This is a genomic window from Streptomyces gelaticus, from assembly GCF_014649535.1.
Lineage (GTDB): Bacteria > Actinomycetota > Actinomycetes > Streptomycetales > Streptomycetaceae > Streptomyces > Streptomyces gelaticus.
In genome coordinates this window covers 113,183-126,742 of the sequence record NZ_BMTF01000018.1, presented here as the reverse complement: position 1 = coordinate 126,742, position 13,560 = coordinate 113,183, and the positions used below count along the sequence as shown (strand labels likewise).

The 13,560-nt window shown below is 70.9% G+C and carries 12 protein-coding genes and 2 pseudogenes; 11 read left to right on the top strand and 3 right to left on the bottom strand.

Annotated elements, in window-relative coordinates:
• Window positions 1-52: 52 nt before the first annotated feature.
• Window positions 53-547: pseudogene (locus tag IE107_RS24220) on the top strand (polysaccharide deacetylase family protein); the annotation flags it as partial.
• Between the two features lie 166 nt (window positions 548-713).
• On the opposite strand, the gene IE107_RS24215 reads toward IE107_RS24220, so the two are convergent.
• Window positions 714-1,709, bottom strand: a complete 996-nt coding sequence (locus IE107_RS24215; protein ID WP_189546211.1) for an ATP-binding protein — start codon at window positions 1,707-1,709, stop codon at window positions 714-716.
• 102 nt (window positions 1,710-1,811) lie between these two features.
• Between IE107_RS24215 and IE107_RS24210 the strand changes: the two genes are divergently transcribed.
• Window positions 1,812-2,636: a Fic family protein gene (locus tag IE107_RS24210; protein WP_189546209.1), complete on the top strand. Its 825-nt coding sequence runs from the start codon at window positions 1,812-1,814 to the stop codon at window positions 2,634-2,636.
• A 516-nt stretch (window positions 2,637-3,152) separates the two neighbouring features.
• Here IE107_RS24210 and IE107_RS24205 read toward each other — a convergent pair.
• Entirely contained in the window at window positions 3,153-3,992 is an 840-nt protein-coding gene (locus IE107_RS24205; RefSeq protein ID WP_189546207.1) for an HAD family hydrolase, read from the bottom strand.
• A 566-nt stretch (window positions 3,993-4,558) separates the two neighbouring features.
• On the opposite strand from IE107_RS24205, the gene ssd reads away from it, so the two are divergent.
• From ssd to IE107_RS35240, 7 genes and pseudogenes are all read left to right on the top strand, one after another.
• Window positions 4,559-5,620, top strand: coding sequence for a septum site-determining protein Ssd (gene ssd, locus IE107_RS24200; protein ID WP_189546275.1), 1,062 nt, complete (start codon window positions 4,559-4,561; stop codon window positions 5,618-5,620).
• Window positions 5,617-6,765, top strand: a complete 1,149-nt coding sequence (locus tag IE107_RS24195) for a TadA family conjugal transfer-associated ATPase (protein WP_189546205.1) — start codon at window positions 5,617-5,619, stop codon at window positions 6,763-6,765. Before ssd ends, IE107_RS24195 begins: the two co-directional genes overlap by 4 nt.
• Window positions 6,762-7,640 carry a type II secretion system F family protein gene (locus tag IE107_RS24190; protein ID WP_229867196.1) on the top strand — a complete coding sequence of 293 codons (879 nt, stop codon included), beginning with the start codon at window positions 6,762-6,764 and terminating at the stop codon, window positions 7,638-7,640. The genes IE107_RS24195 and IE107_RS24190 overlap by 4 nt, the downstream gene beginning before the upstream one ends.
• The gene (locus IE107_RS24185; protein WP_373302485.1) at window positions 7,637-8,461 is read left to right on the top strand and encodes a type II secretion system F family protein; all 825 of its coding nucleotides are present in this window, start codon (window positions 7,637-7,639) and stop codon (window positions 8,459-8,461) included. Before IE107_RS24190 ends, IE107_RS24185 begins: the two co-directional genes overlap by 4 nt.
• Window positions 8,462-8,522: 61 nt before the next feature.
• Window positions 8,523-8,723: a DUF4244 domain-containing protein gene (locus IE107_RS24180; protein ID WP_189546272.1), complete on the top strand. Its 201-nt coding sequence runs from the start codon at window positions 8,523-8,525 to the stop codon at window positions 8,721-8,723.
• A complete protein-coding gene (locus tag IE107_RS24175) occupies window positions 8,710-9,108 on the top strand; it encodes a TadE family type IV pilus minor pilin (RefSeq protein WP_189546203.1) in 399 nt (132 codons plus the stop codon). The genes IE107_RS24180 and IE107_RS24175 overlap by 14 nt, the downstream gene beginning before the upstream one ends.
• A 152-nt stretch (window positions 9,109-9,260) precedes the next feature.
• Window positions 9,261-9,482 (top strand): annotated as a pseudogene (locus IE107_RS35240) (Rv3654c family TadE-like protein); the annotation flags it as partial.
• 40 nt (window positions 9,483-9,522) lie between these two features.
• Here the strand turns inward: IE107_RS35240 and sftH are convergent.
• Window positions 9,523-12,120, bottom strand: a complete 2,598-nt coding sequence (sftH, locus tag IE107_RS24165; protein ID WP_229867195.1) for a DEAD/DEAH box helicase — start codon at window positions 12,118-12,120, stop codon at window positions 9,523-9,525.
• Window positions 12,121-12,198: 78 nt separating this feature from the next.
• On the opposite strand from sftH, the gene IE107_RS24160 reads away from it, so the two are divergent.
• Complete coding sequence (locus tag IE107_RS24160) at window positions 12,199-12,552, top strand: STAS domain-containing protein (protein ID WP_003967428.1); 354 nt, start codon at window positions 12,199-12,201, stop codon at window positions 12,550-12,552.
• Window positions 12,553-13,013: 461 nt separating this feature from the next.
• The gene (locus IE107_RS24155) at window positions 13,014-13,475 is read left to right on the top strand and encodes an ATP-binding protein (RefSeq protein ID WP_189546201.1); all 462 of its coding nucleotides are present in this window, start codon (window positions 13,014-13,016) and stop codon (window positions 13,473-13,475) included.
• Window positions 13,476-13,560 lie beyond the last annotated feature (85 nt).

The window sequence follows — 13,560 nt, the reverse complement described above, 5'->3', positions numbered from 1 at the left end:
GCCGAGAACAGGGGCGCTGGGCGGGTCGCCCTGGGGCCGTGGCCGTCGCGCTGACCTCTGGGACCTGTCGATGCAGCTCGTACCCGTGCCGGGCCGCGAGTTCGAGAACCTGCCGATGGACTACAACTTCATGTTGAACCAGTCCGGAACGACACAGGGCGACCCGGACCAGCACGAGTACTGGGGCAACCGGATGCGCGACGGCCTGCTCCAGGCATTCGACCGCTCGTACGGCGGAAACCGTGCCCCGCTGATCACCGGCAACCACTTCGAGTCCGGGAACGGCGGCACCTACATGCGCGCCGTCGAGGAGGCCATCGCGACGGTCTGTATGAAGGAAGGCGTGCGCTGAGTGTCCCTCCGGCAGCTCACCGACCGGCTGGACGCGCAGGATCCGGCGACGCCGACGAAGCTCGGCACGCTCGAAGACGGCCAGGCACCCGAGAAGGGGGCGACCGCGTTCCTCGGTCGAGCGGGGTCCTCCGGAACCGGCCGGGCCGCGGAGGCCGATAAGCGTGCCCCGGGAACCATCGGGCACGACCGCTGAGCCGCGCGGCCCTCGGCTGCGGCCGACGTGTCATGCGCCGGACGGGTCGGGCAGCAGGATCGCGCGTCGAGCGCCGGGCGGGTCGGAGAACCGATCCCGTCCCGGCGCTCGGGCGTGCAACGGCTCCGCGGAGGGGGCGCGAATTCCGTCGACGGGGTGCCGAGGGTCAGGCGGGCTGAGCGGCACCGTCCTGCGCGTACCGCTCGTCCAGGACAAAGGCCGGGTCGACCTGGGCGGCCAGATCGGCGCCGGTCTTCTCATTGCCCCAGCTCTCCGCGTTCTTCAGATGGAAGTGCACCATCTGCCGCGTGTAGCGCCCCCAATCCCGCTGTTCGTACGAATCCTCCGCGGCGTTCTGCAGCGCTTGCAGAGCCATCCGGTTGTCCGCCTCCAGCAGCTCGAAGCGAGCGGGGCGGCCCTTCTCCATCGCCCGTACCCAGTCGGAGTGCCCGACGGTGACCAGCAGGTCGTCGCCGACCTCGGCGCCCAGGAACTCCAGATCGTCCTCGCCCTGAACCTTGTTGCCGATGACCTTCAACGCGACGCCGAAGTCCCGCGCGTACTCCTTGTACTGGCGATAGACCGAGACGCCCTTACGGGTCGGCTCCGCGACCAGGAACGTCATGTCGAAGCGGGTGAACATCCCCGAAGCGAAGGAGTCCGAGCCCGCCGTCATGTCGACGACGACATAGTCGTCGGGGCCGTCGACGAGATGGTTGAGGCAGAGCTCGACCGCGCCGACCTTGGAGTGGTAGCAGGCCACGCCCAGATCCGACTCGGTGAACGGCCCGGTGGCCATCAGACGGATCTCCCCGTCGTCGAGCCGGACCGTACGGGCGCATGCGTCATAGATCGGGTTGTCCTCGCGGACCCGCAGCAGCCGGGAGCCCTCACCGGGCGGAGTCGTCTTGATCATCGTCTCACCGGAGGCGATACGGGGGTTGCTGCCGCGCAGATACTCCTTGATCAGAGGCAGGTGTGCTCCCATGGCGGGCAGCGCGGCAGCCTCCTGGTCGTCGAGGCCGAGTGCGGCCCCGAGGTGCTGGTTGATGTCGGCGTCCACCGCGACGACATGGGCTTCATTGGCGGCGAGGTGGCGGATGAAGAGCGAGGACAGCGTCGTCTTGCCGCTGCCGCCCTTCCCTACGAAAGCGATCTTCATGTTCACCTAGGGTAGCGGCGCAATCGCGGTCCGCTGTCGCTCTTCGTGAAGAAGACCACTCCCGGGCGGCATCGGTGCAGGGGGCGCGTAGCCTCGTTACCTATGAGTACGACTGCCTCTGATCCGCTCGCCGCCCTCGGTGCCCTGCCGGGCGTCGCCGATGCGGTGGACTCCGTACGCAAGGCCGTCGACCGGGTCTACGGCCACCGCGTCATGCGGCGCCGCAGCAATGAGGTCACCGCGGAGGCGGCGCTGCGCGGTGCCCGGGGCTCGGCGGCGCTGTCCGGTGCCGACTGGAACCTGGAGGAGGTGCGACGGCGTACCGACTTCAGCGGTGACGACGAGGCGCAGGTGATCGGGGCGGCCCTGCGGCTGACCGCCGAAGCGGGTCAACTGCTCTCCATCTGGCGGCAGTCACCGCTGCGGGTGCTGGCGCGGCTGCATCTGGTCGCGGCCGGCGGGGCGGCACCCGACGACGCCGTCGGCCGGCCGAGGCTGGTGGGCGAGTCCGTGGACGAGCCGCTGGTCGAGGCGCCGCTGCCGGATGCCGGTGAGGTGGCCGGGCGGCTGGAGGGGCTCTCCGGGCTGATTCTCTCGGGCACTTCGGCTCCCGCGCTGGTGACGGCGGCGGTCGTGCACGGTGAACTGCTGGCCCTGCGTCCCTTCGGCTCGTGCAACGGCCTTGTGGCGCGGACCGCCGAGCGGATCGTGCTGGTCGGGAGCGGGCTCGACCCCAAGTCGATCTGCCCCGCCGAGGTGGGCCACGCCGAACAGGGGCGTGCGGCGTACATCGCGGCGTTCGAGGGCTACCTGTCCGGAACGCCGGAGGGGATGGCGGCCTGGATCGCGCACTGCGGACGCTCCGTGGAGCTGGGTGTCAGAGAGTCGACGGCGGTGTGCGAGGCGCTGCAGCGCGGCGCTGCGTAGCAGGGGGTGCTGCGTTGTGGGTGCGTCGTGGCGGACGCGGCGAAGTGCGCCGCGATGTGCGTCGAGATAAATCCATCGAAGTAACTTCATTGCGGTAACTTCGCCGAATTGTCTTCACCGCGTCGACTTCACTGTCTGAAAAAAGGGTTGCGGCGGTACCGTCCTCGGTACCGCCGCTGGCATGTCTACCCAGTTACCATGCGTCCTCGATATATGCCCATCAGGTCGGGTTGCTTTGCCCGTTTCCCTGGTGCGGCTGGCCCGTAATCGACGGGTCGACGTCGCGTGGGTGCTCGGTTTTCATGCTCGGTCCGTGGGGCCTTCTCTGCGTTACAGGTAATCCTCTCGGATGTCCTTGGTCTCGCGGGCCGTTGAGTCATTTGTACTCCAGAGCCGGGGTGAGCGGTAGTGCTGGCCACACTTCTTTACTTTTAGGTTCAATTACGGGTGAGTTGGATAATTCGATGCCGCCCTTGGTGGAGTCCATGCCGAGCCTCCGTCCGGGGCGGGTGCGTGTCAGGCGGAGGTCGTGCCGACGCGGCGGCGGGAGGTGTACCAGACCAGCCCCGCCGTGACGGCGGCCGCACCCACCGCTGCCGCCGCGACCAACGCCGGGCGTGGCGGCAACGAGAACGCCGGCAGTCGCTGCTTGAGCCGGACCGGCCGGTTGAAGACGAGAATCGGCCACTCGCGGAGGGTCGCTTCGCGTCGCAGCGCGCGATCCGGATTGACCGCGTGCGGATGGCCGACCGACTCCAGCATCGGTACATCCGTGGCGGAGTCGCTGTAGGCGTAGCAGCGTGAGAGGTCGTATCCCTCCGACACTGCGAGGGACCTGATCGCCTCGGCCTTGGTCGGCCCGTACGCGTAGTACTCGACCTCGCCGGTGAAGCAGCCGTCGTCGCCGACGACCATTCGGGTGGCAACGACCCGGTCGGCGCCGAGCAGCTCGCCGATCGGTTCGACGACCTCGGCGCCCGAGGTCGAAACGATCACCACATCGCGTCCGGCGGTGTGATGCTCTTCGATGAGTGTCGCGGCTTCGTCGTAGATGATGGGGTCGATCAGATCGTGCAGGGTCTCGGCGACGATTTCCTTCACTTGCTGGACGTTCCAGCCCTTGCAGAGTGCGGAGAGATATTCCCGCATCCGCTCCATCTGGTCGTGATCTGCACCCCCGGCAAGGAACACGAACTGTGCGTACGCAGTGCGCAGTACAGCTCGGCGGTTGATCAGTCCGCCTTGGTAGAAGGACTTGCTGAAGGTCAGCGTCGAAGACTTCGCAATGACCGTCTTGTCCAGGTCAAAGAAGGCGGCTGTGCGCGGCAAGAAGCGGTTTTCCACAAGGCAGAGCATAGGGGGGCGCCATTCGGCGTAAACTCCGGCGCGTGGGTTTGCCTGAGAAGGCTCTCGGGTACACCATGGAAGTCACGGATCGTTCGCGACCGTGCTAACCCGGTCCGGCTCCTCCCCCCCCGAGTCGGCCGTGGGGACGACCCCCGCTCTCCCCCCCGGCGGGGGTCGTCGCATGTCCGGATGCGTTTCTGTCGTTCGGAATCAAGGATTCCGCCTCCACTCGGTCGCGACGGCTCCCTGCTCGTTCCGTCCCCCGCCATCATGACCCGTCACGGTGTGTAGCGGAAGGGCTGCGCTCCGGAAGTCGCCGGTTTGGGCGACGGAGTTATTCACAACGGTGGAGTTGTCCACAGTTTTTGAGCAAGATCCACACGATTTCCCGAAGCGCTGCACGGTGATTCCAGCCGCGAAGTCCGCGGTCGTGGAATCGCTGGTCCAGGAACACTCCGAGATCACCGCGATCCGCGATGAAGCTGCAGTGAGAAGGGGGAGCGGAGATCGTGACCGAGTCCATCGCACGGGATCCTCTGTCGGCCGCCGGAGTGCGGCGGGGCGGACCGCTGATCGTGACCGAGGATGTGGAACTGCTCGATGATCTGCTGAGGCTGTGTGCGGCCGCTGGAGCGGAACCGGAAGTTCATCACTCGCTGCCCGAAAACAGAGGCAGTTGGGAACAAGCGCCGATGGTCCTGGTGGGCGACGATGCCGCCCAGCGGTGCCGAGGGGCGGTGCGTCGGCGGGGCGTGATGCTCGTTGGCCGGGATCAGGACGCCCCGGACGTCTGGCGCCGTGCTGTGGAGATCGGGGCCGAATATGTGCTCAGGCTGCCCGATTCGGAGAGCTGGCTCGTCGACCAGATCGCCAACGCGGCGGAAGGCGTGGGCCGGCCGGCGCTCACCGTGGGAGTGATCGGCGGCCGGGGAGGCTCCGGCGCGTCCACGCTGGCCTGCGCCCTCGCGGTGACCGCAGCCAGAGTTGGTCGGCGGACCATGCTGATCGACGGTGACCCACTCGGCGGTGGCATCGACGTACTGCTCGGTGGTGAACGGGCCGAGGGGATGCGATGGCCGGATTTTGCCCACTCCAAGGGGCGGGTCGGTGGAGGCGCGCTGGAGGAGTCGCTGCCGGCGCTGCACGGGCTGCGCGTGCTCAGCTGGGGCCGCGACGACTGGGTGGTCATTCCGCCGCAGGCCATGCGGGCCGTGCTGGCTGCCGCACGCAGGCTCGGCGGGGTGGTCGTCGTCGATCTGCCGCGTCGGGTCGACGAATCGGTGGCCGAGGCGCTCGCGCAGCTGGACCTCGGGCTGTTGGTGGTTCCGGGTGAGCTTCGCGCGGTAGCGGCGGCGAAGCGTGTGGCATCGATGGCCGGGATGGTTCTGGACGATCTGCGGCTGGTGTCCCGCGGGCCGTACGCAGCGGGCCTCGACGAGCGGTGGGTGGCACAGGCGCTGGGGCTGCCGCTCGCCGGTGAACTCCCGCTCGACGCCGGGCTGTCGGACGCCCAGGACGGGGGTGTGCCGCCGGGTGGCAGTGCGCGCGGTCCGCTGGCCAGGTTCTGTGCTGCGTTCTGGGAACGGGCGCTCGCATCGGAGGGCGCGGGGGGACGCGCCGGTGGAGGTGTGTCATGACGGAGACGCTGCTCGATGCCGTACGGCAGCGGCTCGCACAGAGCGGCACGGCACCGACCCCGGCCGGGGTGGCGGCCGCGCTGCGGGCCCAGGGGAGGCTGCTAGGGGATGCCGAAGTGCTCGGTGCGGCCGACGAGTTGCGTGGCGAGCTGGTCGGCACCGGGGTGCTGGAGCCGTTGCTCAGCGATCCGGAGGTGACGGATGTGCTGGTCTCCTCGCCGGACCGGGTATGGGTGGACCGGGGCGGCGGCCTGGAACTCACCGGGGTGACCTTCACGGACGCCGCCGCGGTGCGCAGGCTGGCCCAGCGGCTGGCCGCCGTGGCGGGGCGTCGGCTGGACGACGCCCGCCCCTGGGTGGACGCGAGGCTCCCGGACGGCACCCGTATGCACGCCGTGCTGCCGCCGGTATCCGTCGGCTCGACATGTCTGTCGCTGCGGGTGGTGCGGCCCAGGGCCTTTGCACTGGCCGAGCTGGTCGTGGCGGGAACGGTACCGCCGGGCGGCGACAGGGTACTGCGGGCTCTGGTGGAGGCCCGGGTCTCGTATCTGATCAGCGGAGGGACGGGTGCGGGAAAGACGACTCTTCTGTCGAGTCTGCTGGGTGCGGTCGGGAAGCGGGAGCGAATCGTGCTCGCCGAGGACTCCGCGGAGCTGCGGCCGGACCATCCCCATGTGGTGCGCCTGGAGTCGCGCCCCGCCAACCAGGAGGGGGCGGGGCGGGTGACGCTCCGGGACCTGGTGCGGCAGGCACTGCGGATGCGGCCCGACCGGCTGGTGGTCGGAGAGGTGCGCGGAGCCGAGGTCACCGAGCTCCTGGCCGCTCTGAACACTGGCCACGAAGGCGGCTGCGGGACGGTTCACGCCAATGCGGCCGAGCACGTACCGGCTCGTCTGGAGGCGCTGGGGACGGCGGCGGGGCTGGACCGGACAGCGCTGCACAGTCAGTTGGCCGCCGCGCTGTCGGTGGTGGTCCATCTCGTGCGGGACCGGACCGGACAGCGTCGCATTGCCGAGGTGCAGGTCCTGGAGCGGGACACGGCGGGGCTGGTCGTGACCGTGCCCGCGCTGCGCTGGGGCGCCGATGGATTCGTACGGGAGCGGGGCTGGGAGCGGCTGCGCTCGATGATCGGGGATGCACTGTGACCGGGGTGCCGACGGGGCTGCCCCCGGGCGCGAGCTGTGCGGTGGTTCTGTGCGTCGGGGTGGCGGCCTGGCTGGTGGTGGCGCGGGACCACGGGCTACGGAGGGCTCGGGTGCTGTTCGTCGACGAGCTGGATCGGCCGCCGCTGCGTGCCCGCTGGGAGCGGGCCGGGGCGCGGGTACTGGAGCGGCTGAAGGAGCGGCGGGAGTGGCTCTGCCTCCCGGTGGCCCTGGCCTTATCCGTGCTGGGGGAGTCCGTGCTGCCGTTGCTGGCCGGGGCGGTAGCGGTGCCGCTGGTTCGGCGGTGGCTGCGGAGGCGGGCCCGGAGCAAGGAGCGGGAACGCCGGGCGGCCGGGGTGGTGGCGCTGTGCGGTGCGGTCGTGGGCGAGCTGCGGGCCGGACACGAACCGGGCCAGGCGTTGCTTGTCGCTGTCCGTGGTACCGGGGTGATGGGGGCGGCGGAGGCCGGTGTGTCCGCTGCGGCGCGATTCGGTGGCGATGTGCCGGGGGCGCTCCGGCAGGCGGCGCGGGAGCCGGGGCTGGACGGGCTTGCCGGGGTGGCGGCCTGCTGGCGGGTGGCGGCCGACGGAGGGGCCGGGCTCGCGGCGGGTCTGGACCGCCTGGAGGGCGCGTTGCGGGCCGAGCGGCGCAGACGGGAGGAGCTACGGGCCCAGCTGGCGGGTGCCTGGTCGACGGTGGCCGTACTGGCGCTGCTCCCGGTGCTGGGCCTGGGGCTGGGGGCGGCACTCGGGGCCGACCCGTTGAGGGTGCTGCTGCACACGCCGGCCGGGCTGGCCTGTCTGGCGACGGGCGGAGTGCTGGAGGCAGCCGGGCTGTACTGGGCCGGCCGGATCGTACGAGCTGGGGAGGCGGCGTGAGCGGGGGCATCGGCGAAGCCGTCCACCGGGCGGCGGTGGTGTGCGCGGTGTTGAGCGTGGTCGCTGGTACGGCCTTCGCGCTGGCGGCACTGCGGCGAAGGCGGACGGTGCGCCGCCGGGGCGTGGTGCTGATGGCGATCGGCGTGCAGAGACGTCGGCGTGGGCGGAGGTACGGCTGTGGGCAGGGCCGCGGGCATCCGGCGTCCGGTGTCCGGGCGAAGGAGTGGGTCGCGCCGGTGGGCGCTGTGGCAGCGGGATGGGCTCTGGTCGGCGGCCTGCCGGGGTGCGTTGCGGGGCTGGCGGGGGCGTACGGCGCCTGGCGCTGGCAGCGGGCCCGAAGCAGACCCGAACCAGGGCCCAGGAAGGCCGAGTTGGCGGAGGTCGCCCGCCAGCTCCCGTTGGCGGCCGACCTGTTGGCCGCCTGCATCTCGGCCGGGGCCGGGCCCCGGGAGGCTGCAGAGGCGGTGGGGGAATCGCTCGGTGGGCCGGTCGGCGTGCGCCTGGCGCGGACGGCTGCGGAGATCCGTCTCGGCGGTGAACCCACGGCGGCCTGGGGGCGGTTCGCGGAAATACCGGGTGCCGGGGCGCTGGCCCGTTGCCTGGACCGGGCGGGGGCGACCGGAGCTCCGGCGGCGGAGCCGGTGGCGCGGCTGGCCGAGGCGATGCGGGCCGAGCGTGCGAGTGCGGCCGTGGCTCGTGCCCAGCGGGCAGGGGTGGCGGTCACCGCCCCCGTCGGACTCTGTTTTCTGCCCGCGTTCCTGATGGTCGGGGTGGCGCCGGTGGTGATCGGTCTGGCAACCGGGCTGCTGCGCATCGGATGACCGAAAAGTGCGAGTAAAGCCATTCAGTATGAATGAGGAATTTCATTTCGCGGGGGTTGAAATGGTACGGCGAATCAAGGGCTGGGCGCATGGCATGGTGCGCCGAGTCCGGTCGGACGACGGAATGACGACATCCGAATACGCGGTGGGGACGATCGCGGCCTGTGCGTTCGCGGCGGTGCTCTACAAGGTGGTCACCAGCCAGCCGGTTATGTCCGCGCTGCAGTCCCTGTTGAAAGACGCGCTCGATGCGAAGTTCTGAGAGTGGCGGAAGCGGGGGGAGCGGGAATGCCGGGTGCCGAGCAGATCGGGGCGCGGTGACGGCGGAAGCGGCCATGGCGATTCCGGTGCTGGTGGTGTTCGCCCTGACGCTGGTGTGGGCGCTGATGGCCGCCTCCGCCCAGATCAGGTGCGTGGACGCGGCGAGGGCCGGGGCGAGAGCGGCTGCGCGTTCCGAGCCGGAGGCCCAGGTGCTGGAGGCCGCCCGTTCGGCGGCACCCGGCGGGGCCGAAGTCGCGATGGAACGGACCGGGGAGCTGTGGCGGGTGCGGGTGGCGGCGTCGATGCCGGGGCCGGGACCACTGGCCCTGAAGCTTCACGCGGAGGCGGCGGCACTGGCCGAGGACACGGTGGGGGTGACGCAGTGACCGGGGAGAGCCTGTGGAGGGGGCGTACGGCCGGCCTCGCGCGGCTGCAAGCGGTCGCTCTTGCAAGGCTGCGAGCGGTCGCCCGTGCGCGGCTGCGCGGGAGCAGGGCGGCGGCGGACGGGGACCGGGGCTTGGCCACGGTATGGGTTGCGATGACCACGGCCACGTTGTGCGCGGTGTTTGCGGTCGTGCTGGCCCTCGGGCAGGTGGTGGCTGTTCGGCACCGGGCGGGTGGTGCGGCGGACCTGGCGGCCCTGGCGGCGGCCGACAGGGCCCTGCAAGGCCCTGGGGCTGCCTGCGGCGCCGCCGAGCGGGTGGCCGCGGCGCAGGGAGCCGTGGTGGTCAGGTGTGCGGTGCACGGGGAGGTGGCCGATGTGACGGCCCGGGTGGGTTTCGGGCCGTACGAACCGGCGGTCAGGTCCAGGGCCGGCCCTCCGAAGGCTGCTCCCGGGTCTCCCGGGCCGGTGCCACCGTCCCGGCCTCCTCCGCCCCGGCCTTCTCCGTCCGGGCCTCCCACGGCTCGTACGGCTCCGGCGGTTCCGTCGGGTCGGGATTCCCGGGGGCCGGAGGCGCACATCGCAGGAGTTCGGTGAGCAGGCGCACGGCACCGCGTTTGTGAAGTGGTTCGTTGCCGTTGCCGCACTTGGGGGACTGGACGCAGGACGGGCAGCCCGCCTCGCACTCGCAGGACGCGATGGCCTGGCGGGTCGCGGTCAGCCACGCACGGGCGGTGTGGAAGGCCCGCTCGGCGAATCCGGCACCGCCCGGGTGGCCGTCGTACACGAAGACCGTCGGCAGCAGGGTGTCCGGGTGCAGCGGCACGGAGACGCCACCGATGTCCCACCGGTCGCAGGTGGCGAAGAGCGGCAGCATTCCGATCGACGCGTGCTCCGCTGCGTGCAGGGTGCCGCCCAGGATCTCCGGGTTGATGCGGGCGGCGTCGAGCTGGTCCTCGGTGACCGTCCACCAGACGGCGCGGGTGCGCAGGGTGCGGGGCGGCAGTTCCAGCTTGGTCTCGCCGAGGACCTCGCCGGTGAGCAGCCTGCGACGCAGGAAGGAGACGACCTGGCTGGTGACCTCCACCGAGCCGTAGCAGAGCCGCCCGTCACCCCACGGGATCTCGGTGTCGGTCTCCAGGACGGTGATGGAGGTGGTGTCGCGGGCAGTGGTCGAGTACGGCGGGACGGCTTCCTCGACCAGGGCCACCGAGTCCTCCAGGTCCAGCTTCCGGACCAGGTAGGTGCGGCCCTGATGGAGGTGGACTGCGCCCTCGTGGACGGCGGTGTGCGCGGCCGATTCGTCGACGGTGCCCAGCAGTCGGCCGGTGCCCTCCTCGACGATCTGGACGGGGCGGCCGCCCTCGCCGCGGATGTCGGTGAGATCGGCGGCGCGCTCGCGGCGGGTCCAGTGCCAGCCCGATGGCCGCTTGCGCAGCAGTTTCGCAGCTTCCAGCTGCGGCAGCAGTTCGGCCACGGCCGGGCCGAAGAGCTCCAGGTCCGGATCGGTGAGAGGGAGCTCAGCGGCGGCGGCGCACAGATGGGGGGCGAGGACGTACGGATTGTCCGGGTCGAGGACGGTCGACTCCACGGGCTGCTGGAACAGGGCCTCGGGATGGTGGACGAGGAAGGTGTCCAGCGGGTCGTCGCGGGCCACCAGGACGGCCAGGGCGCCCTGGCCGGAGCGTCCGGCGCGGCCCGCCTGCTGCCACAGTGACGCCCTGGTGCCGGGGTAGCCGGCGATCACGACGGCATCCAGGCCGGAGATGTCGATGCCGAGTTCGAGGGCGGTGGTGGCGGCCAGCCCGAGCAGCTGCCCGGAGTGCAGGGCGCGCTCCAGGGCACGGCGTTCCTCGGGGAGGTAGCCCCCGCGGTAGGCGGCGACCCGGGCAGGCAGGGAACGGTCCACCTCGGCGAGGCGCTCCTTGGCGATGACGGAGATCAGCTCGGCGCCGCGCCGGGAACGTACGAAGGCGACCGAGCGGACGCCCTGGACGGTGAGGTCGGTGAGGAGGTCGGCGGTCTCGGCGGTGGCGGTGCGTCGGACCGGGGCGCCCTTCTCGCCGTGGAGGTCGGTCAGGGGCGGCTCCCACAGCGCGAAGACCAGCTCGCCGCGGGGCGAGGAGTCGTCGGCGACCTCCTCGACCGGGAGGCCGGTGAGGCGGCCGGCCGCGACGGAGGGGTCCGCCGCCGTGGCGGAGGCGAGAAGGAAGACCGGATCGGCGCCGTACCGGGCGCACAGGCGGCGGAGGCGGCGTACCACCTGGGCGACGTGGGAGCCGAAGACACCGCGGTAGGTGTGGCACTCGTCGATGACGACGAAGCGCAGAGCGCGCAGGAAGGAGGACCAGCGGGGGTGGGACGGGAGTATCCCGCGGTGCAGCATGTCGGGATTGGTCAGGACGTAGTTGGCGTACTGACGCACCCACTCGCGTTCCTCGACCGGGGTGTCGCCGTCGTAGACCGCGGGCCGGACGGCATTGCCGAGCGGTGCCGCGAGCTGCTTCACGGCACGCCTCTGATCGGCGGCCAGGGCCTTGGTGGGGGCCAGGTACAGCGCGGTGGCGCCGCGGCCGTTCGGGGCCTTTGAGCCGTCGAGCAGGGCGCTGAGGACCGGGGCGAGGTAGGCGAGCGACTTGCCGGAGGCCGTGCCAGTGGCGATGATCACGGATTCGCCGTCCAGGGCGTGCTCGGCGGCGGCCGCCTGGTGCGCCCACGGGTGATCGATTCCGGCCTGCTGGATCGCGGCGACGACTTCCGGCCGGATGCGATCGGGCCAGATGGCATGGGTTCCCGCACGCGGGGGCAAGTGCTCCGTATGAGTGATGCGCGCGGACCGGCCCGCCACTGCGGCGAGCCGGTCGAGGACCATGGCGGGAGAGTGACTGGTGTCGCTGTTCCCGGGTGGTCGACTGGGGCGGTGATTCTTGGCCATCGGCACCGAGTGTGTCACTGGCGTGACGGACAATGGCCCCAAGCCGTCGTGCATGGCTGCTGGTAAGTGATTGAATGCCATCGCGGCTGGCGATCTGTTCCCTGGCTCCGCCGGGGAGACCAAGGGGCGACCGCTCGATAGCAAGGTGCTGGAGGATCCGTGGACCTGTCCTTGTCGACTCGCAATGTGTCCGGCCCTGGTGGCGACCGTACGGTCGTCGAGGTCGGTGGCGAGATTGATGTGTATACCGCGCCCAAGCTGCGCGAGCAGTTGGTCGAGTTGGTGAATGACGGCAGCTACCACCTGGTTGTCGACATGGAAGGCGTCGACTTCCTCGACTCCACCGGCCTCGGCGTGCTCGTGGGCGGCCTGAAGCGTGTCCGGGCCCATGAGGGCTCGCTGCGCCTGGTCTGCAACCAGGAGCGCATTCTCAAGATCTTCCGGATCACTGGTCTGACCAAGGTGTTCCCCATTCACACCACGGTCGACGAAGCCGTCGCGGCCACCGACTGACGGTCGGCCCGAGGCCGGTCCGAAGCCGGTCGGATCGGCCGAGGGGCCGGTTCGGCACGCAGCCGACGCACCCGCTGCCCGCCAGGCGGCCGGTGCGACGCGGGCGTGCCCGGCAGCCGGTGCCGTGAGGTCGGCCGATCGGCTGGTCGGCGCAGTGGACCGGCCAGGCGATCGGAGGCCGGACAACCGGGCGGTCGGAGTCCGACAGGATGCCGGCCAGTCGGTCGGCGAGCTGTTCGGCAGCCGACCGATGGTCTGCTGCTCCGCCGTCCGTCGGTTGGGCCTTCCGTCGGCCAGATCGGCTCCGGTCCGCTGGCCGGCGGACCAATGGTTCCGGGGCTCCGGAAGACGAGCGTTCGGCCCGGAAGATGAGCCTTCGGCCCGGAAAACAGAAAAGAGCAGGGACACCGGGCAGCGCGCTCGGCCCTGGGATGCACGCCCGTACGTCTGAGGGGGATCGCATGACCACTGTTGAACTCCGCTTCAGTGCCCAGCCCGAACACGTCAGGACAGCCCGCCTCGTGGCGGCCGCCGTGGCGCGCCGGGCAGGTGTGGACGAAGCCGTGCTCGACGAGGTCAGACTCGCGGTCGGTGAGGCCTGCAGCCGCGCAGTCGGGCTGCATCGCAGCCATGGCATCACCGCTCCCGTCTCCGTCGCCCTGATCGAGGAGGAGAAGTCCTTCTCCGTAGAGGTCGGCGACGAGGTCCCCGGACCGGGGGACGATCCCGCCCTCGGCGGACCCGCCACGACACGCGGTGCCACGCCCGGCGCGGGGCTCGATGAGAGTGATGCCGACGGCGAGGACGAGATGGGTCTCGCGGTCATCAGTGGCCTCGTCGACGATGTGGAAGTCAGGTCGGGAGCCAACGGCGGAGTGATCCGCATGAGCTGGCCGAAGACGCCCGCGACCGTGCTGCCGTGACGATGCTCCCCGTGAGCCCCTCGTCGCCCTGAGGCGCCACAAACGTCACAGATGCCACAGGCGCTATAAACGTGACAGGTGCCAC

Coding starts and splice junctions, on each gene's coding strand:
- IE107_RS24215 (WP_189546211.1), bottom strand. CDS start 1,709: ATGAAGATCGCTTTCGTAGGGAAGGGCGGCAGCGGCAAGACGACGCTG.
- sftH (WP_229867195.1), bottom strand. CDS start 12,120: ATGGCATTCAATCACTTACCAGCAGCCATGCACGACGGCTTGGGGCCA.
- IE107_RS24175 (WP_189546203.1), top strand. CDS start 8,710: ATGCGAAGTTCTGAGAGTGGCGGAAGCGGGGGGAGCGGGAATGCCGGG.
- IE107_RS24195 (WP_189546205.1), top strand. CDS start 5,617: ATGACGGAGACGCTGCTCGATGCCGTACGGCAGCGGCTCGCACAGAGC.
- IE107_RS24180 (WP_189546272.1), top strand. CDS start 8,523: ATGGTACGGCGAATCAAGGGCTGGGCGCATGGCATGGTGCGCCGAGTC.
- IE107_RS24155 (WP_189546201.1), top strand. CDS start 13,014: ATGACCACTGTTGAACTCCGCTTCAGTGCCCAGCCCGAACACGTCAGG.
- IE107_RS24210 (WP_189546209.1), top strand. CDS start 1,812: ATGAGTACGACTGCCTCTGATCCGCTCGCCGCCCTCGGTGCCCTGCCG.
- IE107_RS24205 (WP_189546207.1), bottom strand. CDS start 3,992: ATGCTCTGCCTTGTGGAAAACCGCTTCTTGCCGCGCACAGCCGCCTTC.